This is a genomic window from Xanthomonas euroxanthea, assembly GCF_900476395.1.
In the GTDB taxonomy this organism is placed as follows: domain Bacteria; phylum Pseudomonadota; class Gammaproteobacteria; order Xanthomonadales; family Xanthomonadaceae; genus Xanthomonas; species Xanthomonas euroxanthea.
This window is the reverse complement of record NZ_UIHB01000004.1, coordinates 236,813-256,390: the sequence shown is the minus strand read 5'-3', so window position 1 is coordinate 256,390 and position 19,578 is coordinate 236,813. Positions and strand designations below refer to the sequence as shown.

The following is a 19,578-nucleotide window of genomic DNA, read 5'->3' as shown; positions in this document are numbered from 1 at the left end:
CGATGGCACCGCAATCGCTGCCGCTGCGCGATGTCCATCTGCCGCCGTCACCGTCGTGGTGGCCGCTGGCGCCGGGCTGGTGGCTGGTGATTACGGCCGTGGTGCTGGTGCTTGGCACGGTCGGCTGGTGGTGGTGGCGCCGCCGTCAGCGGCAGCGTCTGTGGCTGGCGGCATTCGATGCCGAACTGCAGCGCGCAACGACTTCCGCACAGCGCCTGGCAGCGTTGTCGATATTGTTGCGGCGCGCAGCGCGCAGCGTCGATGCGCAGGCCGACCGGCTGCAGGGCGAGGCATGGCTGCAGTTTCTGGATGGGCGCAAAAGTAAGACGCGGGCCTTTTCGCAGGGACCGGGTCGCGCGCTGCTGGACGGTGGTTTTCAACGTACGCCGACGGTGACCGATCTGGATACGGTGCAGGCACTGGCACGGCAGCGCTTTCTGGGTTTGATGCGAGGCCGGCGATGAACTGGCTGCAGTGGTCGCAATGGCAGGATGCGCTGGCACACTGCGCATGGCCGTGGGCATGGTGGTTGATGCCGCTGCCGTTGCTGATGTGGTTCTGGCCGCAGCGCCGCGCCGATACGGCTGCACTGCGCGTGCCTTACCCCGACCAATTGCAGGCGGTTGCGCAGGCTAAGAGTGCACCGGTGCTGCGGGTGCCGCGCTGGCTGGCGTGGCTGGGCTGGTTCTTCCTGTGCGCTGCGCTGGCGCGCCCGCAACAATTGGGCGATGTGATCCAGCCGCCGCGCGAGGCACGCCAGATGATGCTGGCGGTAGATCTGTCCGGCAGCATGAGCGAGCCGGACATGGTGCTCGGCGGCAAGGTGGTGGACCGCCTGACCGCCGCCAAGGCGGTGTTGTCGGACTTTCTGGATCGTCGCGACGGCGACCGGGTCGGTCTGCTGGTATTTGGTCAGCGGGCGTACGCGTTGACGCCGTTGACCGCCGACCTGACCTCCGTGCGCGACCAGCTGGCCGACAGCGTGGTGGGATTGGCCGGGCGCGAAACGGCGATCGGCGATGCGATCGCGTTGTCGGTCAAACGGCTGCGCGAGCAGAAGCAGGGCCAGCGCGTGGTGGTGTTGCTCACCGATGGTGTCAACACCGCAGGCGTGCTCAATCCGCTCAAGGCCGCCGAGCTTGCCAAGGCCCAGGGCGTGCGGGTGCACACGATTGCCTTTGGCGGCAATGGCGGCTATTCGTTGTTCGGTGTGCCGATTCCGGCCACGGGCAACGACGATATCGACGAAGACGGCTTGCGCAAGATCGCCGCGCAAACCGGTGGGCGCTTCTTCCGTGCGCGCGATACCGAAGAGCTGGCCGGCATCTATGCCGAGCTGGATCGGCTGGAACCGGTCAAGGCGCTCGGTCCGTCGGTGCAGCCGCGCGTGGAACGTTACTACTGGCCGTTGGGCGCTGCGATCATGATTGCGCTGCTCGCCTACGTGTTGCCGCGGAGATGGCGATGAACGCGCTGACCGAACTGGCTGGCTGGCTGCAGTCGCTGCATCTGTTGCGCCCGCGTCTGCTCTGGGCGCTGCTGGCGATCGTGCCGGCGGCGGTGCTGTGGCAGCTGCGTCGACGCGATGCCGATGTCTGGCGGCAAAGTGTGGATGCACACCTGCTGCCGACCCTGCTGGTGTCGGGCAGTCGGCGTGGATGGCTGGGATTCGTGCTGGCTGCGCTGACCTATACGCTGGCGGTGCTGGCGATGACCGGGCCGAGCTGGCGGCAGACCGAGCGGCCGGTGTATCGCTCCAGCATGCCGTTGGTGGTGGCGCTGGACCTGTCGTCCAGCATCACTGCCAACGATCTGCCGCCCTCGCGCCTGCTGCAGGCGCGTGCCAAGTTGGCCACGTTGTTGCGCAAGCGGGCCGGTGGGGAAGTCGCACTGCTGGTCTATGCGGGCGAGAGCTTCACCGTTGCACCGTTGACCGATGACAAGGCCAACGTGGCGTTGTTCCTGGATGCGCTGTCGCCATCGGTGATGCCGGTGGACGGCAAGCGCGCCGATGCGGCAATCGATGCGGCCACGCAGTTGCTGCTGCAGGCCGGCTTCAAGCAAGGCGAGATCCTGCTGGTCAGCGACAGTGCCGACCGTGCGGCCTCGAGTTCTGCGCGGCTGGCGCGCTCGCGTGGATTCAGCGTGTCTGCGCTCGGCGTGGGGAGCGAGCGCGGCGCCGCCTATCGCACCATGACCGGTGAGATCGCGCAGACACGACTGGATGAGGGCAGCCTGCGCGACCTTGCCGGGCAGGGCGGTGGTCGCTATGCGCGTATCACTGCCGACGATGCGGACCTGCGTGCGCTGGGCGTGCTCGATCCGGCGCAACAGCCGCTGGCCGATGAAACCGCCGAATCCACTGGCGGCAAGACCTGGCTGGACGAAGGTTACTGGCTGCTGCTGCCGGTGATGCTGCTGACACTGCTGGCGTTCCGGCGGCGTGCGGTTGTGGCGGTCCTGGCCCTGGTGTGCGTGTTGCCGCTGGCCCAGCCCGCACATGCTGCCGACGGCACCTTGTGGCAACGCGCCGACCAGGTGCAGCAGCAACGCCTGGATGCCGGCGTGCAGGCCTATCGCAAGGGCGATTTTGCCGCGGCACAAAAAGCCTTCGAAGAGGTGCCCACCGATGAGGGGCTGTACAACCTCGGCAATGCGCTGGCCAGGCAGGGCCAGTACGACGAAGCGATTGCGGCTTACGATCGCGCGCTCAAGCAACACCCGGATCAGCCCGACGCCATCGCCAATCGTGCGGCGGTGGATGCGGCGCGCAAGCGTCAGCAGCAGAACAACAAGGACGGGAAAGACCAGGACGGCAAGGGTCAGTCCAAGGACCAGAAGCAGGCCGACAAGAACAGCGCCGGCCAGAATCAGTCCGGGAAGAACGCGAAGGACGACTCGACGCCTGGCCAGGACGGTCAAGGCAAGCAGGATTCGCAAGGCAAGCAGGATGGCAAGGACCAACCGTCTGCGCAGACACCGCAGGACGCAGCCTCGCATAACCAGCAGTCCAAAAACGGCCAGGGCGAGCAGAGCAAGCAGGACGCAGCGCCACAATCGGCCGATGCCAAGGCGCAGCAGCAGGCCGACGCCGCGCAGCGGCAAAAGATGCAGCAGGCGATGGCGCAGGCCGGTGACAAGAGCGCCGATGCAAATGGCAAGCAGGCCGCCGCAGCGGCGGCGACCGAGACGCCGGAGCAACGCGAACAGCGCCAGGCGGTGGATGCCTGGCTGCGGCGGGTGCCGGATGATCCGGGCAGTTTGTTGCGCACCAAATTCAGGCTGGAACACGAACGCAGGCAACGGGACGGACGATGATCGGCACACACCATTTGCGCCGCGCGGCGATCGGCATGTTGACCTGCGTGATGCTGCTCACCTGTGCACCGGTGGGCGCCGTCACGCGCGCGTGGCTGGACCGCGACAGCGCCAATGCCGGCGACGTGGTGATGTTGAACATCGAAACCGATCAACGCGGTGTCGATCCGGATTACACGCCCTTGCGCAACGATTTCACCCTGGGGGCCAAGAGCGCCAACCAGCAGATGCAGGTGACCAATGGGTCGGTGACGGTGCGCGCGCTGTTCGGTGTGGTGCTGACGCCGCGCAAGAGCGGCGAGCTGATCGTACCGGCGATCCGCGTCGGTAACGAGCGCACCGAACCGTTGCGGTTGCAGGTGGGCGCTTCGGCAAGCGGTGCCGGCAGCAGCGCGCCCGGCGCAGCAGCTGCGGCGCAAGGCAATGAGGATGCGTTTGTCCAGACGCAGGTGGACGATCCGCAGCCCTATGTGCAGCAAAGTGTGGGCGTGGTGGTGCGGCTGTATTTCGCCACGCAGCTGGCGTCCGGCGAGCTGGATCTGGAAGCGCCCGATGGTGCATCGCTGCAGCGCATCGGCGATGACGTTAGTTCGGTCAAGGTGCTCAACAATCGCCAATACAACGTGGTCGAACGACGTTACCTGCTGGTGCCCGAGCGCAGCGGTCGCCTGGTGTTGCCGTCGGCGCGCTTCAACGGCCGTTCGGTCGGGGGCTTCTTCGACGATTACTTCGGTCGCGGCAATGGCGAGCTGAGCGCGCGTAGCGCCAGCATCCCGCTGCAGGTCCGTGCACAACCGGCCAATGCGCCGCAGCCGTGGTTGCCGTTGCGCAGCCTGCAGCTGCGGTATACGACCACGCCGCAGCGCGCCACCGCCGGCGAAGCGGCGCAGATCGTGGTGGAGGCCAGCGCGCGCGGCGCCACCCAGGCGCAGTTCCCCGATTTGCCGACCCCGAGCGTGCCCGATGCGCAGGTGTTTGCCGAGCCGGCGCAGTACGAAGAACGCTTCGTGGATGGCTCGCCGCAGCTGCGGCTGACCCGCCGCTATTCGATCGTGCCCAACCGCGCCGGTCCGCTGGTGGTGCCCGGCTTGCAGGTAGCATGGTGGGATGTGGGCGCGGCGGCGGCCAAGACGGCCTCGCTGCCGGATCTGACGCTGGATGTGGCGGCTGGTACCGGTGCGTTTGCGGCGCCGGCGCCCGCGCCGGCAGCCAGTCCGTCACCGGGTAACCCGGCGACCACGCCTGCGGCCAGCACGCTGAGTCTGCAGCAACCGGCGGCCACGCAACGGCCGTGGGGCTGGATCGCTGCGGCGATGGGCTTTGCGCTGCTGTGGATTGCCACCCTGGTGTGGGCCTTGTCACGGCGTCGCGGCGGTTCGCACGGGGTGCCGGTGCTCAATGCCGGCGATGCAGCTGCGCCCGGCCGGCGTGTGACCCACGGTGTGGCCGAATTGCGACGCGCGCTCGACACCGGCGGCATGGACGATGTGGCCGCGGTGCTATGTGGCATGGCCGGCGTTTCCGACATCGACAGCGTGCTGGCCGCGTTGAGCGACCCGGCGCAGCGCGCGGCGGTGGCGCAGATGCAGCGCGCCCGCTGGGGCGGCGATGGTGACGTGAGCAGTGCACGTTCGGCATTGCGCGAGGCCTTCGCCAAGGGACCGCGTTGGCGGCACGCCACGGCTGCGGAGCCGGAGGTATTGGCGCCGCTGTATCCGCCGGCGCCTTGATCGGTGTCGCTGCATTGGCAGCGGTGGACAGGTCCTGGATAGCCAGCGTGCTGCGCCTCGTTTTGACACGCTGACTGCGGGTGCAGCTGGTTCTTTAAGCTGTGCTACTTAAAGAAAGGCGGTTTTCCAAGGCAAGGCGTTTGGTCTGCGGCGTGGCTGCAGGGCCCTTGCCCGCCCACCATCGCGGGACACGCTGCAACTACGTCCCTGTAAGCTTTTACGCGGCATCCATGCCGCGTAAGGTCCCGCGACGGTGGGCGGGCAAGGACCCGTCGAGATGGTCGGTGTGCGCAGTTACAAGCAAGGCATGGCTTTCGCTGTTCGAATCACGTTGCGTTCGACCAGTTCCCCGCGCAAGCCGAGCAACAGGCAGGCTTTCGACACGAAATATGGAAATGTCTCGTCTGCCGCTGCAAGCCGAGCGAAACGCTTTCAATAAAGCAGCCGACTAACGTCCTGGTGCGGTGTCCTCGCCGGTTGCGGGACCGTGTGACGGCATGGATGCCGCCACACGGTCCCCCAGGGGTGGGTTCACGGCGTGTCCCGCAAGCGGTGAGGGCACCGCGCTCTCGACGCTGCAAGTTTGCTGCGGGGCCCTTGCCCGCCCACCATCGCGGGACACGCCGCAAGTACGTCCTTGTAGGCTCTTACGCGGCATCCATGCCGCGTAAGGTCCCGCGACGGTGGGCAGGCAAGGACCTGTCGAGTTGGTCGGTGTGCATGGAAGAGCGGTGCTGGATGCACCTCGTTCGACGTGAAGCGTCGACGCCACGTCCGATGCTTGCCGCATGACAGACAGCTTTTTAGATGAGCCCCGACCAATTGTCTGGTGCGGTGCCCTCGCCGCTGCAAGTTTGCTGCGGGGCCCTTGCCCGCCCACCATCGCGGGACACGCTGCAAGTACGTCCTTGTAAGCTCTTACGCGGCATCCATGCCGCGTAAGGTCCCGCGACGGTAGGCGGGCAAGGACCTGTCGAGTTGGTCGGTGTGCATGGAAGAGCGGTGCTGGATGCACCTCGTTCGACATGAAGCGTCGACACCGCGCCCTCGACTCTCATCGGGCTTTTGATTCACGCATCCCGGCGCGACTAGATACGCCCCGGGTCTATGGATTCGTTGCCTTACGCGTTACGTCCCGATGAGGCCTGGGCACTGCGGATAGAGCACTTGCAGCGCGGCTGATCCGCGGGCTGGTCGCAGGGGCCTCGCCCGCTCCAACGCCTGCATCACCTGATGTTGTGAGAGACACCTACCCTCGGGCGGGCGCATGGCGGCCGGCCGGGTAGGTGGCCGCGTCGATGGCGTTTGTTAAGCTCCGGAGCTTGTGTCCAGATCAAGGCCTGACCAGATGACTGCATCCCCCGCCGCGCGCCGCCCGGGCCTGCCCCTGCATTGGAAGATGGGCATTGGCTTCGCCGTCGGTCTGCTGCTGGGTCTGGCGGTCTACTACCTGGCGGGCAGCGATGCCGACTGGGTGCGTATGGTGACCAGGTACGTCACCACTCCGTTCTCGCAGATCTTCCTCAATCTGATCTTCATGCTGATCGTGCCGTTGCTGTTTTCGGCATTGGTGATGGGCATTTCCGAAATGGGCGACATCCGCGCGCTCGGGCGGGTGGGGTGGCGCACCCTGGGCTACACCATCGTGCTGTCCGGCGTGGCGGTGTTGTTGGGGCTGGTGTTGGTCAATGTGCTCAGGCCTGGTGCGGGCGTGGATCCGCAACTGGCCAACCAGTTGATCCAGCAGAACGCCGAGCGCACCCGCGAAATCATCTCCAGCTCCGGCACCCAGCCGCAGGGCATGGACATGCTGTTGTCGATCGTGCCTAGCAACGTGATCGCTGCGGCGTCCAGCAACGGTGCGATCCTGTCGCTGATGTTCTTTGCGGTGATGTTCGGCGTGGGCATGGTGCTGACCGCCGATGAAAAAGTGGCCACGCTCAAGCGCGGCATCGAAGGCATCTTCGAAATCTCGATGACCCTGATCGGCCTGGTGATCCGGCTGGCGCCGTATGCGGTGGCCTGTTTCATGTTCAACCTGGCCGCGCTGTTCGGCTTCGATCTGTTGATCCGTCTGGGCGCTTACGTGGGCGTGGTGGTGCTGGCGCTGGGCCTGCACATGGTGGTCAGCTACGGGCTGGCGGTGAAGTTCGCCGGGCGCTCGCCGATCGGCTTCTTCCGGCAGACCCAGGAGGCCACGATGATGGCCTTCTCCACCGCCTCCAGCAACGCCACCCTGCCGACCGCCCTGCGCGTGGCCGACGAGATGGGCCTGCCGCCGCGGGTGTCGCGCTTCGTGCTGACCGTGGGCGCGACCGCCAACCAGAACGGCACCGCCTTGTTCGAAGGGGTGACGGTGATCTTCCTGGCGCAGTTCTTCAACGTGGACTTGAGCCTGGGCCAGCAGTTCATGGTGATGCTGGTGTGCATCCTGGGCGGCATCGGCACCGCCGGCGTGCCCTCCGGCTCGCTGCCGGTGGTGGCGTTGATCTGCGCGATGGTCGGGGTCAACCCGGTCGGCATCGGCATGATCCTGGGCGTCAATCACTTCCTGGACATGTGCCGGACGGCGTTGAACGTGACCGGCGATCTGGCGCTGACGACCCTGGTTGCCAAGGGCGAGGAATAGTGAATTGGGAATCGGGAATGGGTAAAGCCGGCTGTTGCGATCGGTACGTGTAATGGGAGGTCATGCCACACCGGGGGGAAGAGTTGCGGTGCGAGCAGCGATAGCGGCCAACCTGCAACACTGCATCCGATTCCCCATTCCCAATTCTCCATTCCCGACTCCCCATCCCCCTAACGCGCTCTGTGGGAGAATAAGCGTCTCCGCTTCCAGCGGTGTTCCCCTCCGCTTCCATAGACGCCCATGACCCAGCCCACCCGCCGCCAGCTGGCCAACGCCATCCGTTTTCTCGCCGCCGATGCGGTCGAAGCCGCCAAATCCGGCCATCCCGGCATGCCGATGGGCATGGCCGATATTGCCGAAGTGCTGTGGAACGATTTCTTCCGGCACAACCCGAACAACCCGCAGTGGTTCAACCGCGACCGTTTCGTGCTGTCCAACGGCCACGGCTCGATGCTGCAGTACGCGCTGCTGCACCTGTCCGGCTACGACCTGCCGATCGAGCAGCTCAAGCAGTTCCGCCAGCTGCACAGCAAGACCGCCGGCCATCCCGAGCGCAGCGAAACCCCCGGGGTGGAGACCACCACCGGTCCGCTCGGGCAGGGCTTTGCCAATGCGGTCGGGTTCGCGCTGGCCGAAAAGTTGCTGGCGCAGCGCTACAACCGCCCGGAGCTGGAAATCGTCGACCACCGCACCTGGGTGTTCATGGGCGATGGCTGCATGATGGAAGGCATTTCCCACGAAGCCGCCTCGCTGGCCGGTACCTGGGGCCTGGGCAAGCTGGTCGCGTTCTGGGACAACAACCAGATCTCCATCGACGGCAACACCGCCGGCTGGTTCAGCGACAACACCCCGGAGCGTTTCGAGGCCTATGGCTGGCATGTGATCCGCGATGTGGACGGACATGACGCCGAGAAGATCAAGGCCGCCATCGAGACTGCGCTGGACAATACCGACAAGCCCACGCTGATCTGCTGCCGCACCAAGATCGGCTTCGGTGCGCCGAGCAAGGCCGGCAAGGAATCCTCGCATGGCGCACCGCTGGGCAAGGAAGAACTCGAGGGCGCACGCAAGGCGCTGGAATGGCCGTACGGCCCGTTCGAGATTCCCGAGGAGATCTATGCTGGCTGGCGCGCCAACGGCACCGGCACGCTGCGTCAGGCCGAGTGGGAGCAGCTGTTCGACAAGTACGGCAAGCAGTATGCGGCCGAAGCTGCCGAGCTGACCCGCCGCTCGCATGCCGAGCTGCCGGCCGACTTCATCGCCCAGGCCGATGCCTATATCGCCAAGGCACAGCAGGACGGCCAGACCATCGCCTCGCGCAAGGCCTCGCAGCTGGCGATCGAAGCGTTTGCGCCGTTGCTGCCGGAACTGATCGGCGGCTCGGCCGATCTCGCGCATTCCAACCTGACCTTGTGGAAGGCCAGCAAGTCGGTGGCCACCGATGACCCGAATGCCAACTACGTCTACTACGGCGTGCGCGAGTTCGGCATGACCGCCATCGCCAACGGCCTGGCCCTGCACGGCGGCTTCATTCCGTTCGACGCCACCTTCCTGGTGTTCAGCGATTACGCGCGTAACGGCGTGCGCATGAGTGCGCTGAATCCGGCCCACGCCATCCATGTGTACACGCACGACTCGATCGGCCTGGGCGAAGACGGCCCGACCCATCAGCCGGTGGAGCACCTGGCCTCGCTGCGCTACATCCCCAACAACGATGTGTGGCGCCCGGGCGATGCGGTGGAATCGGCGGTGAGCTGGAAGGCCGCCATCACCCGCAAGGACGGCCCGAGCTGCCTGGTGTTCAGCCGCCAGAACCTGCAGCACCAGCCGCGCAGCGACGAGCAGCTCAAGCTGATCGAACGCGGTGGCTATGTGCTGGCCGAGGCCGAAGGCGGCGTGCCGGACGTGATCCTGATCGCCACCGGGTCGGAAGTCGGGCTGGCGGTGGAAGCCAAGCAAACCCTGGACGCGGCCGGCCTGAAGACGCGCGTGGTGTCGATGCCGTCGACCGATGTATTCGATCGCCAGGATGCGGCCTATCGCGAGTCGGTGCTGCCGAATGCGGTGCGCAAGCGCGTGGCGGTGGAAGCGGGCGTGACCGGCTTCTGGCGTAAGTACGTGGGTCTGGATGGCGACGTGGTCGGCATCGATACCTTCGGCGCCTCGGCACCGGCGGATCAGCTGTACGCGTACTTCAAGATCACCGCCGAGCATGTGGTTGCGGCGGCCAAGGCGCTGTAAGGCCTTGCGTATTGCCTGAAGAAAGCCGGCGAAAGCCGGCTTTTTTTGTGGGGCTCGTGCGCAAAGGGGGGGCATCGTGCAGCGGACCCATTGCACGCGTCAGTGCGCGTCGTCGGCCAGCGCTGATGCGCGGATCCTTGTCAGCGCCTGTAACTGCGCATCCCGCATCGGCGGATTGGGATCGTGCCCGATGCGTGGCGGCACGGGGTTGCCTGGTCTGGACAGACAGTCCATCGAAACGGGCCGTGCTGCTCTCCTTGGGACGGCCGGATCGGGTCCGCGCTGGTGGATCGCTATGGCGATGGCGGACCGCGGGGATGCAGATCGATCTGCGGGCCCCACAGCCAGGTAGCGCTCGCTTGTGTCAAGCGGATGCTAAAAAAATGTCAATCCGGCTGTTTAAAATGTGAATCATTCCCATTAAAATGGCGCGCTGCCGGTGGTCCGGCACAGCGTTCCCCCCCTGTTGCCGGCGCGGCGTCTTCGCAGCGCGTGGTCTGGCCCGTCTGCGTTGGAGTCCCCGATGATCCGTAGTACCGAATTGCGTCTTGCTTCCGTGGGCGCGCGCCGCCATGTCCTGCCGCGCGCGCTGCTGGCCGCGCTGTGCACCATGGCCGCCGGCCAGGTGCTGGCCGAGACGCCTGCTGCCGCCCCCGATGCCGAGGTCACCACGCTGGACCGGCTGATCGTGCAGGGGGAACAGGCCAAGGGCTACACGGTGGAGAAGACCACCGCCGGCACGCGCATGGACCTGTCATTGCGGGAGATTCCGCAGTCGGTGACCGTGATCACCCGCGACCGTATGGACGACCAGAACCTGCAGAGCATCACCGACGTGCTCAACAACGTCACCGGCATCTCGGTGGCGCAGAGCGACAGCGAGCGGCTGGAGTTCTACGCACGCGGCTTCTACATCGACAACTACCAGTTCGACGGCATCCCGGCCTACATGGAGCAGGCCTGGAGCTACGGTGACTCGGCGCTGGACGTGGCGCTGTACGACCGCGTCGAAGTGGTGCGTGGCGCCACCGGCCTGCTCACCGGCTCGGGCAATCCGTCGGCCTCGATCAACCTGGTGCGCAAGCATGCGCTCAGCCGCGACTTCACCGGCACAGTGTCGGTGGGTGGCGGCGATTTCAACAAGACCCGCAGCGTGGCCGATGTCACCGTGCCGCTCAGCCCCAGCGGCAACGTGCGCGCACGGGTGATCGGCGTGTACCAGGACGGCGAGTCGGACATGGACCGCTACAACCTGCGCAAGAAGATCGGCTCGGCCATCATCGACGCCGACCTCACCGACAGCACCTTGCTGAGCGTGGGTTACGAGTACCAGAAGAAGGAATCGGACGATGTCACCTGGGGCGGCTTCCCGCTGTTCTACAGCGATGGCACCCGCACGAGCTACGATCGTTCGTTCAACCCGGCAGCCGACTGGACGTTCTGGGACACGCGCCTGCAGCGCACCTTCGCCAGCCTGCAGCAGAGCTTCGACAACGGTTGGACCCTCAAGGCCAATCTGAGCCACGAGAAGACCGAAGCGGCCAATCACCTGTTCTATCCGTTCTATACGATCTTCGGGTTCGACCGCGCCACCGGCGGCGGCGTGGTGCCGTACTCGGGCAACTACCTGACCGAGCGCAAGGCCGATGGTGCCGACGTCTATGCCGAAGGCCCGTTCCAGCTGTTCGGCCGCGAGCATCAGCTGGTCGCCGGCGCCAGCTACAACCGCCGCGAGTACGTCAATAACGGCACCTTCGATTTCCCGGCGGCACTTGACAGCTACTTCGGCTGGACCGGCGCGTACCCGGAACCCAACTGGAGCCCACGCACGGTGCAGAGCGACGGCACCATCAAGCAGAAGGCCGCCTATGTGGCTGCACGCTTCTCGCTGGCCGATCCGCTGACGCTGCTGGTGGGTGCGCGCTATACCGATTGGCAGATCGATGGCCGCAACTTCGATTCGACCACGCAACGCCTGGTGCCGTTCTCCGACACCCAGACTGAAGTCACCCCGTACGCCGGCCTGGTCTACGATATCAACGACGTGTGGTCGACCTACGTCAGCTACACCGAAATCTTCAATCCGCAGACGCTGCGCGATGCCAATGGCGGCTACCTGGATCCGTTGAGCGGCAAGGGCTACGAGGCCGGCGTCAAGGCCGCGTGGTTCGACGACAGACTCAATGCCTCGCTGGCGGTGTTCCGCATCGAGCAGGACAACCTGGGCGTGGCCACCGGCGGCTTCGTGCCCGGTAGCAGTGAATCGGCGTACCAGGCCGCCAACGGCGTGGTCAGCGAAGGCTTCGATTTCGAGGTGTCCGGGCGGGTGACCGAGGGTTGGAACACCACCTTCGGCGTCTCGCACTACACCGCACGCGATGACAACGGCACCTCGATCAACACGCATCTGCCGCGCACCACCCTCAAGCTGTTCAACAGCTACACCCCGCAGGGTGCGTGGAGCGATCTGACCGTGGGCGGCGGCGTCAACTGGCAGAACCGCTCGTACTACGTGGACCCGGCCTACGGCACCTTCCAGCAAGGCGCCTACGCACTGGTCAGCGCCTTCGCGCGCTACCGTCTGTCGCCGCAGTTCTCGGTGCAGCTCAACGTCGACAACCTGCTCGACAAGCGCTACTACGCGCAGTTCAACGGTGGCTATGGCGCATGGGGCGCATCGCGCAACGGCATGCTGACCTTCAACTACACGTTCTGATCGCTGACCAGGCCGGGCGCGCTTTCAGCGCCTGGCCTGCCACTGCAACGATGCAGGCACCTCGCAACAGGTGCCTGTTTTCTTGTCTGTAGCCTGCAGGCCGATCCTAGGTCTGTTGCGCGTATTGCACTGCCTGCGCTGCATGCCGGAACTGGTGTGCTTCAGTGGAATCGATCTGGTGCGCAAGGCGCTGATGGCCTGTCCCGCCAGCGTTGGTGTGCTGCAGGGCCGCTTCCGCACGCGCGCCGACGTGCCGCAATCGCATCCACGGCGGGCTAGGGCTGCAACGGCTCCAGATGCGGCGCCATCACCTCTGCAACCCAGTCCATGAACGCACGCACGCGTTGCGGCAGATGGCGACGCTGCGCGTAGAGCAGCGTGACCGGCATCGGTTCCGATGCAAGGTCGGCAAGCACTTCGATCAGTGCGCCGCTGTCCAGATACGGACGCAGCGGGCTGGCCGGCGCCTGGATGATGCCCAGGCCCGCCAATGCCGCAGCGAGATAGGCATCGCCGTTGTTGACCGTGACCGGCCCGCGCATCGGTAGCAGCTGGTAGGCGTGTCCGTCGTGGTACTCGAAGCCGGGCGAGCGCTGGCCCAGCGTCGGCACGTAATGCACCAGGTCGTGGTGTGCCAGATCGTCCAGGCGCTGCGGCATGCCCCGTCGTGCGAGATAGCCGGCACTGGCGCAGCTAATGATGCGAAACGCACCGAGCGGCCGTGCGACCAGGTTGGTGTCTTCGAGCGTGCCTACGCGCACCACGCAATCGAAGCCTTCGCGCACCACATCCACGCGCCGGTCGGTGCCGCTGATTTCCACTTCCAGCTGCGGGTGCTGCGCCAGGAACCCGGGCAATGCGGGAATCACGAATGTGCGCGCGATGCCGGAGGACATATCCACCCGCAGGCGCCCACGCAGCTGGCTGCGTTCGCGCTGAAACATGCTCTGCAACTCGTCCATGTCGTCGAGCAGGTCGCGGCTGCGCTGGTAGAACGCGGTGCCGTCGCCGGTGAGTTGCACGCGGCGCGTCGTGCGATGCAGGAGTTGCGTGCCGAGCGAGGCTTCGAGCCGCTGCACGGCGGTGGAGACGCTGGCTTTGGGTAGCCCCAGCGTGTCGGCGGCACGCGTAAAGCTGCCGAGCTCAGCCACGCGCAGGAAGGCGCGCAGCGACTCCAGGGTGTCCATCGATTGGTCGAGGTTCTTGAACGGTGCAATCAGGTTGGACTGATTTATGCGGTGCGGCAAGCGCAATAGTCTTGGCACGGTCAGGCGCTGTCACGCCCGTCTCGCGATCACGGCTGGTTTGTTGATCGCTCCACATCGCATGCAACACGCACCGGAGTCCATCCATGTCGACCACCACACCGATCACCCTGATTACCGGCGGCAGCCGCGGCCTGGGCCGCAATGCCGCGCTTGCGCTCGCTGCAGACGGCAGCGATATCGTGCTGACCTACCGCAGCCAGGCAGATGAGGCGGCTGCGGTGGTCGCGCAGATCCACCAGCTCGGCCGCCGCGCGCAGGCATTGCCGCTGGATGTTGCCGACACCGCGTCGTTTGCGGCATTCGCCGCGCAGTTGAAGCAGGTGCTGGCCGGTTGGGACCGCACGCAGTTCGATGCGCTGGTCAACAACGCGGGCACCGGGTTGCATGCGGCCATCGCCGACACCACGCCGGCGCAGTTCGACGCACTGGTCAACCTCCATCTCAAGGGGCCGTATTTCCTGACCCAGGCGCTGTTGCCGCTGATCGCCGATGGCGGACGCATCCTCAATGTGTCCAGTGGCCTGGCACGTTTCGCGCTGCCCGGTGCATCGGCTTACGCGATGATGAAAGGCGGCGTGGAAGTGTTCACCCGTTATCTGGCCAAGGAACTGGGGGCGCGTGGCATTCGCGCCAATACGCTGGCGCCGGGTGCGATCGAAACGGACTTCAACGGCGGGACCGTGCGCGATAACGCACAGGTCAACGCGATGGTGTCGTCGGTCACGGCGCTGGGACGGCCAGGACTGCCGGACGATATCGGGCCGGTGGTTGCTGCGTTACTTGCGCCGGGGACGGGGTGGATCAATGCGCAGCGCATCGAGGTATCGGGCGGGATGTTGATCTGAATGCGAAGGCCTGCGCATCACGCGCAGGCCTCTGACTGCATCGCCACGTCGTGCATCACTGCAGGGGTTGATCGCCATGCAACACGGGATAGGGATTCAAGACCTCTCCCTTCCACCATTGTTTTTCCGGTCCCAGGCGATGGATCTCGAAGTGCAGATGCGGCGCGGCAGGATCGGCATTGCCGGTGCTGCCGACATAGCCGATGATCTGGCCACGCCTGATCGACTGCTTTTCCGCTAGGCCGTCGGCATAGCGCTCCAGGTGCGCATAGTAGTAGCAGTACGTGCCGGCCGGGTCGAATTGATAAATGGTCAGGCCGCCGCGTTCGCTGTTGAACAGTTTCTCGACCGTACCGTCTGCCACCGCAATCACCGGCGTGCCGGTCGGCGCAAGAATGTCGATGGCGTCGTGCACGCGGCCTTCGCTGCGTGCGTCGGTAAACGTATTCTGCAGCTGGCCGCTGCTGATGCCTTGCACCGGAATCAGTAAGCCGCTACCTGCACTTGCAGCGTCAGGCGAGGGCGCGGATGCCGCCACGGCTGGCGCGTCTGCGGCACCTGCCGTTCCGGTGGAGGGCGACGCGGCAACGTCCGGTGTAGCGGCAGCCGGTGCAGTAGCGGAGGATGCCGCTAGCCCAGTGCTTGCCGTTTGGGCCGGCGCTGCCACCGCAGACGCAGTGGCAGAAGTGGGTGCCACCGCTGCCTGCGGGGCCTCGCGTTCCAGCCACCAATAGCCGGCCGCACCGAGCAAGACGCCCACCACCAGCATCATCAGCAGTTTCATGCTTACTCCTGCATCACCACCGGCATGGACGGGCCAACCACGCTGGACAGGTTGACCACGTCCCAGTTGGTCAGGCGCACGCAGCCATGCGATTCGGTCTTGCCGACATGGCCCGGTTCCGGCGTGCCATGCAGGCCGTAATGTGGTTTGGACAGATCGATCCACACGCGGCCGACCGGATTGTTCGGGCCGGACGGCAGGGTAGCCTTCTGGTCCCCCTTCTTCGCGTCCCAGAACAGCTTGGGGTTGTACTTGAACACCGGATCGCGCGCGACGCCCAGCACCTTCCAGCGGCCGATCGGCAGCGGATCGTGCTTGCTGCCGGAAGACACCGGGAACTGCGCATACACCTTGCCGTCGGCATCGAACAGGCGCAGCGTCGATTCGGACTTGTCGACCACCAGCTTGGCCGGCTTGGCCAACGGCGGGACACCGTCGATGTTCGGCACCTGGATCACGCCGCCGGCCTTGTTCAAGTCCACGCCGGGGTTGAGTTGGCGCAGCAGCTCCGGCGCGGCATGGAACCGTTCGCCCAGCGCCTCGTCCACAGAGGTATAGCCCAGTGACGTCAGCTTGGCCTGTTCGGCCGGTCCCTTCGGAATCGGCTGGAACGGTCCGGCCACATCGGCATCGGTGAGCGTGTATTGCACCAGCGCCGGCGTGCTGTCGGCCTGCAAGGCCTGCCAGGTGGCGTCATCCAGCTCGCCGGTCACCTTGATCTTGTGCGCAGCCTGAAATCCCGACACGGCGCGCTGTTGATTGGAGCCACGCTCGCCATCGATCTGTCCCGGCGAGAAATGCGCACGATCCAGCAACACCTGCGCATGCAGGTCCGAGCGCGGACCAGTCGGCACGACGGTCGCAGCGGGCGTTGCTGCCGCAGCAGGTGCGGCGGCGGGCTGCGGCGCTTGCGCCAGTGCGGACAGGGAGGTGCCCAGAGCAAGGGCGAGCAAGCAGGCGCGAGCGTGGATGCGTGGTGGCATGAGCAGGTCCGAAAGAGGCATGTGCGCACCTTGCCCGAGCCGCCTGCGTGGTCTGTGTGAAATGGCTGCACCGGGACTGACTGACGACGCGGTCTCGATGCGAATCGTGCGTGGATATCTGTGATTTCTCTTCCGCGCAGCTGTCGATGCGATGTGTCCGCCTGGCTGGGTTTCTTCCCGGACGATGGCGTTCGTCGTGCACGATGCAGCAATCGATCGCCCGGGTGTCAGTCAGGCGATCGATTCGAGAGCAAGTGCAAACCCGGTCCCTGCAGCGGCAGACATCGCGCCGCAGCTGCCTGCCGATCCGCCGTCAGTAGGTGTAGCCCAAGGTCAGCATGTACACCCGCCCGGTCTGCACATAGGCGCCGTCGGCACCGGGGTCATAGGCCATGTAGCGCTTGGACCTGCCCTGGGTTTCGTAGAACGTGGCAGCATTGAGCAGGTTCTTGGCCGACACCCCCACATCGACGTGGTGCGGCAGATGATAGGTCGCAGTGAAGTCCAGCGATTTGACCGGTTGCAGGTAATAGTTGAGCCGGTCGCTGGTCAGCCCAAGCAATTGCAGACCGGTGTAGTTGTAGCTCAGGTCGGTGCGCAGATGCGTATCGTCGTAGAACAGATCCAGGTTGTAGATGCGCTCGGGTGCACGCGGCAGCCAGGTCTTTTCCGGTTGATCGCTGCGTTTGCTGTCCGCCTGGCTGTGCTGCAGCGTGAGGTTGGCGCTGACGCCAACGTTGCTCCACAGTCCCGGCAGTCCCTGCAGGCGTTTGTTCGCTGCCAGCTCCAGTCCGTAGAGGGTTGCGGTGCCGCCGTTCTGCGGCATGGTCACCGGCACGCCGTTTTCGAAGGTGGTGCCGGTCGGTACCAGCCCGCCCAGCGTGTTGTCGTTGCTGGTGGCCGATTGCGAGGTGTAGATGAAGCCGGTGATGCGCTTGTAATAGGTCGATGCGCTGAGCACACCGCCGCTGTGGTCGTAGAATTCGGCAGAGAGATCGGCGTTGTCGGCCTTGCTCGGATGCAGGTCGGGATTGGGCTTGGAGATGCCCACCACCTGCTGGGTGTCGTCGATGGTGTACACCGTTTCGCCGGAAATCAGGCCGAATGCCGGGCGGCTGAAACTGCGGCGCAACGAGGCGCGGTAGACGGTGAGATCATCCGGGCGATAGTTGACGCTGATGCCCGGCAACACCTGTCCGTAGGTGCTGCCGGTGCCGACGAAGCTGCCGGTGCTGCCGTCGCCGCTGGACTGCCAGGATTGTGCCGAATAGCGTGTCAGCTCGTAGCGCACGCCGGGCAGCACGCTCACCGAGCCCACATGCAGCGCGGCCATCGCATAACCGGAATAGATCGCCTCGGTGCTGGAGGTGGTGTTGGCGTTGTAGTCGTTGGCGGTATAGACACCGGCGCCGTTGGGATCGTTGACGTACTTGTAGGGCAGTGCCTGCGCGAGCATCCAGTTGCGGTCCAGCAGCTTGAACGGGCCGGCGTAGCGGCCATCGAAGGCGTTATAGGTGACGCGGCCCGGGATCGCGCTCAGCGCTGGCCCGCCTGCAGTGGGGAAGGCGTAATTGGGTCCGCCAAAATACGGCCCGTTGGTGACGAAGTTGCCGTCCTTGTGGAAGAACGGGTGATCGTAGGCGCCGCGATCGGAGTGGTCGGCAGACAGGCCGAGCTTGACGCTGTCCAGCACATCGCCATCGACCTGGTAGGTGATATCGGTGTGCGCGTTGATGCGGTTGTCGTGGCTGCCGGCGTCATGCCCCTGCACCTTCCACAACAACGAGGAATCCAGGTTGTAGAAGAAGTCCTGCAGGGCAGGCGTGCTCGGCGCGATGCTGGGATAGCGCGGGTTACTGAGATCGAAGGCGAAGCTGCCGGGCGTAAAGCCATACAGGCTGGCCGACACGTAGTCTGGACGGCTGCGGGTGCCGCGACCGACCGAGCTGCCGTAGTCGAAGCGCAAGCGCTCCAGCGTGGTCTGGCCTCCCAGCTGCAGCGTCGCCAGTTTTTCGTCGATATCGTGCGTGTTGAAATAGCCGCCGCGCACCGCGGTGGGCTGGTTGCGATAGGTTTCCAGGCGCGCGCTGGACTGGTCCTGTTGTCCGGTGACGCCGTAGCTGCCGTAGATGGCACGCGCATACAGCGCGCTGTTGTCGCCTTGCCAATCCAGCGAGAGATTGCCGCCGTAGCGCTCGATCTGGCTGGTGTAGAGGCTGTACTTGTAGCGGGTGCTGATCAACGGCCCGACATCGCGCAGGTCGGTTGCAGCGGCCAATGCGGGATCGGCCGGCAGGTATTTGCTATTGGGCGCCGGCGCCTGCGCCATGTTGTTGTTCTTGCCGTAATACGCCGATGCGTAGAGGCCGAAGGCATGGCCATCGCCGAATTTCCAGGCCAGCTCCTGCTGGAAGGTGCCGCCGGTGTGCTTGCCGCCCAGCTTCGAAGCCAGCGCGTTGAACTGGCCCTGCGCGGTGCTCTTGGCGTAGAGATCCTGGCCGAAGTCGAAGGCATTGGGCGTGCGCATGTCGATCGCGCCGCCGATCGAATCGCCGGGCATGTCGGGCGTGGGGGATTTGGACACCTGCACCGACTGGATGCCGAACGGCGCCAGCATGTTCAAGGAGATCGCACGTGTCGACGAATCGGTTTCCGGCATGCCGAAGCCGTTGAGCGTGTAGGCGTTGTAGCTGGCGTCCATGCCGCGAATGCTGACGTAGGCGTTTTCGCCGGTGGTGGCCTGGCCCAGATGCATGTCGCTGTATGCCGACAGGCCCGGCATATGCGAGACCACATCGGCGATGCCGCCCGAGGGGATCGCATCGATCTGCTGCTTGCTCATCACGCTGTTGACGCTGCTGGACAGGCGCTGTTCGTTGAGCGATCCCGGTGTGGCGGCGTGCTTGGCCTGCACGTTCACCGAATCCAGCGTAGTGGTGGCAGGCTCCGGCGTCTCGGCAAACGCAGGGGCGGACAGCGCCAGCGCGATGGCGCAGGTCAGGCGATGGATGGTGCGGGGGGGCTGCATGCAGTTGGCTCGCGTGGTTGGAGAACGTGGGGTGCC

12 protein-coding genes are annotated in these 19,578 nt (G+C 65.4%); 8 read left to right on the top strand and 4 right to left on the bottom strand.

Translation table 11 applies throughout. The features are described 5' to 3' along the window. Nucleotides 1-2: 2 nt before the first annotated feature. From CPBF1521_RS13510 to fhuE, 7 genes are all read left to right on the top strand, one after another. Nucleotides 3-464 (top strand): DUF4381 domain-containing protein, encoded by a 462-nt coding sequence (locus CPBF1521_RS13510; RefSeq protein ID WP_115677317.1) that lies wholly within the window; start codon nt 3-5, stop codon nt 462-464. Continuing rightward, complete coding sequence (locus CPBF1521_RS13505; protein WP_115677316.1) at nt 461-1,468, top strand: vWA domain-containing protein; 1,008 nt, start codon at nt 461-463, stop codon at nt 1,466-1,468. Before CPBF1521_RS13510 ends, CPBF1521_RS13505 begins: the two co-directional genes overlap by 4 nt. After that, nucleotides 1,465-3,318 (top strand): tetratricopeptide repeat protein, encoded by a 1,854-nt coding sequence (locus CPBF1521_RS13500; RefSeq protein WP_104584795.1) that lies wholly within the window; start codon nt 1,465-1,467, stop codon nt 3,316-3,318. Before CPBF1521_RS13505 ends, CPBF1521_RS13500 begins: the two co-directional genes overlap by 4 nt. Then, nucleotides 3,315-5,048, top strand: coding sequence for a BatD family protein (locus tag CPBF1521_RS13495; protein WP_104584799.1), 1,734 nt, complete (start codon nt 3,315-3,317; stop codon nt 5,046-5,048). The genes CPBF1521_RS13500 and CPBF1521_RS13495 overlap by 4 nt, the downstream gene beginning before the upstream one ends. 1,348 nt (nt 5,049-6,396) lie before the next feature. Then, nucleotides 6,397-7,677, top strand: coding sequence for a dicarboxylate/amino acid:cation symporter (locus tag CPBF1521_RS13485; protein WP_181142079.1), 1,281 nt, complete (start codon nt 6,397-6,399; stop codon nt 7,675-7,677). Nucleotides 7,678-7,917: 240 nt separating this feature from the next. Beyond that, nucleotides 7,918-9,918 carry a transketolase gene (gene tkt, locus CPBF1521_RS13480; protein ID WP_104584804.1) on the top strand — a complete coding sequence of 667 codons (2,001 nt, stop codon included), beginning with the start codon at nt 7,918-7,920 and terminating at the stop codon, nt 9,916-9,918. 523 nt (nt 9,919-10,441) lie between these two features. Beyond that, nucleotides 10,442-12,634: a ferric-rhodotorulic acid/ferric-coprogen receptor FhuE gene (gene fhuE / locus CPBF1521_RS13475; RefSeq protein WP_115677314.1), complete on the top strand. Its 2,193-nt coding sequence runs from the start codon at nt 10,442-10,444 to the stop codon at nt 12,632-12,634. 275 nt (nt 12,635-12,909) lie between these two features. Here fhuE and CPBF1521_RS13470 read toward each other — a convergent pair whose 3' ends face one another. Continuing rightward, on the bottom strand, nt 12,910-13,887 hold the full coding sequence (locus CPBF1521_RS13470; RefSeq protein WP_167766618.1) for a LysR family transcriptional regulator: 978 nt from the start codon (nt 13,885-13,887) through the stop codon (nt 12,910-12,912). 98 nt (nt 13,888-13,985) lie between these two features. Between CPBF1521_RS13470 and CPBF1521_RS13465 the strand changes: the two genes are divergently transcribed. Further along, entirely contained in the window at nt 13,986-14,747 is a 762-nt protein-coding gene (locus tag CPBF1521_RS13465) for an SDR family NAD(P)-dependent oxidoreductase (protein ID WP_104584809.1), read from the top strand. A 55-nt stretch (nt 14,748-14,802) separates the two neighbouring features. Here the strand turns inward: CPBF1521_RS13465 and CPBF1521_RS13460 are convergent, their stop codons facing one another. From CPBF1521_RS13460 to CPBF1521_RS13450, 3 genes are all read right to left on the bottom strand, one after another. Continuing rightward, nucleotides 14,803-15,531: a M23 family metallopeptidase gene (locus CPBF1521_RS13460; protein ID WP_104584811.1), complete on the bottom strand. Its 729-nt coding sequence runs from the start codon at nt 15,529-15,531 to the stop codon at nt 14,803-14,805. 2 nt (nt 15,532-15,533) lie between these two features. Next, nucleotides 15,534-16,457, bottom strand: a complete 924-nt coding sequence (locus CPBF1521_RS13455) for a L,D-transpeptidase family protein (RefSeq protein ID WP_181901239.1) — start codon at nt 16,455-16,457, stop codon at nt 15,534-15,536. 370 nt (nt 16,458-16,827) lie between these two features. After that, nucleotides 16,828-19,542, bottom strand: coding sequence for a TonB-dependent receptor (locus CPBF1521_RS13450; RefSeq protein WP_115677312.1), 2,715 nt, complete (start codon nt 19,540-19,542; stop codon nt 16,828-16,830). Nucleotides 19,543-19,578: the final 36 nt, after the last annotated feature.

Coding starts and splice junctions, on each gene's coding strand:
- CPBF1521_RS13450 (WP_115677312.1), bottom strand. CDS start 19,542: ATGCAGCCCCCCCGCACCATCCATCGCCTGACCTGCGCCATCGCGCTG.
- CPBF1521_RS13460 (WP_104584811.1), bottom strand. CDS start 15,531: ATGAAACTGCTGATGATGCTGGTGGTGGGCGTCTTGCTCGGTGCGGCC.
- CPBF1521_RS13485 (WP_181142079.1), top strand. CDS start 6,397: ATGACTGCATCCCCCGCCGCGCGCCGCCCGGGCCTGCCCCTGCATTGG.
- tkt (WP_104584804.1), top strand. CDS start 7,918: ATGACCCAGCCCACCCGCCGCCAGCTGGCCAACGCCATCCGTTTTCTC.
- CPBF1521_RS13465 (WP_104584809.1), top strand. CDS start 13,986: ATGTCGACCACCACACCGATCACCCTGATTACCGGCGGCAGCCGCGGC.
- CPBF1521_RS13495 (WP_104584799.1), top strand. CDS start 3,315: ATGATCGGCACACACCATTTGCGCCGCGCGGCGATCGGCATGTTGACC.
- CPBF1521_RS13505 (WP_115677316.1), top strand. CDS start 461: ATGAACTGGCTGCAGTGGTCGCAATGGCAGGATGCGCTGGCACACTGC.
- CPBF1521_RS13500 (WP_104584795.1), top strand. CDS start 1,465: ATGAACGCGCTGACCGAACTGGCTGGCTGGCTGCAGTCGCTGCATCTG.
- fhuE (WP_115677314.1), top strand. CDS start 10,442: ATGATCCGTAGTACCGAATTGCGTCTTGCTTCCGTGGGCGCGCGCCGC.
- CPBF1521_RS13510 (WP_115677317.1), top strand. CDS start 3: ATGGCACCGCAATCGCTGCCGCTGCGCGATGTCCATCTGCCGCCGTCA.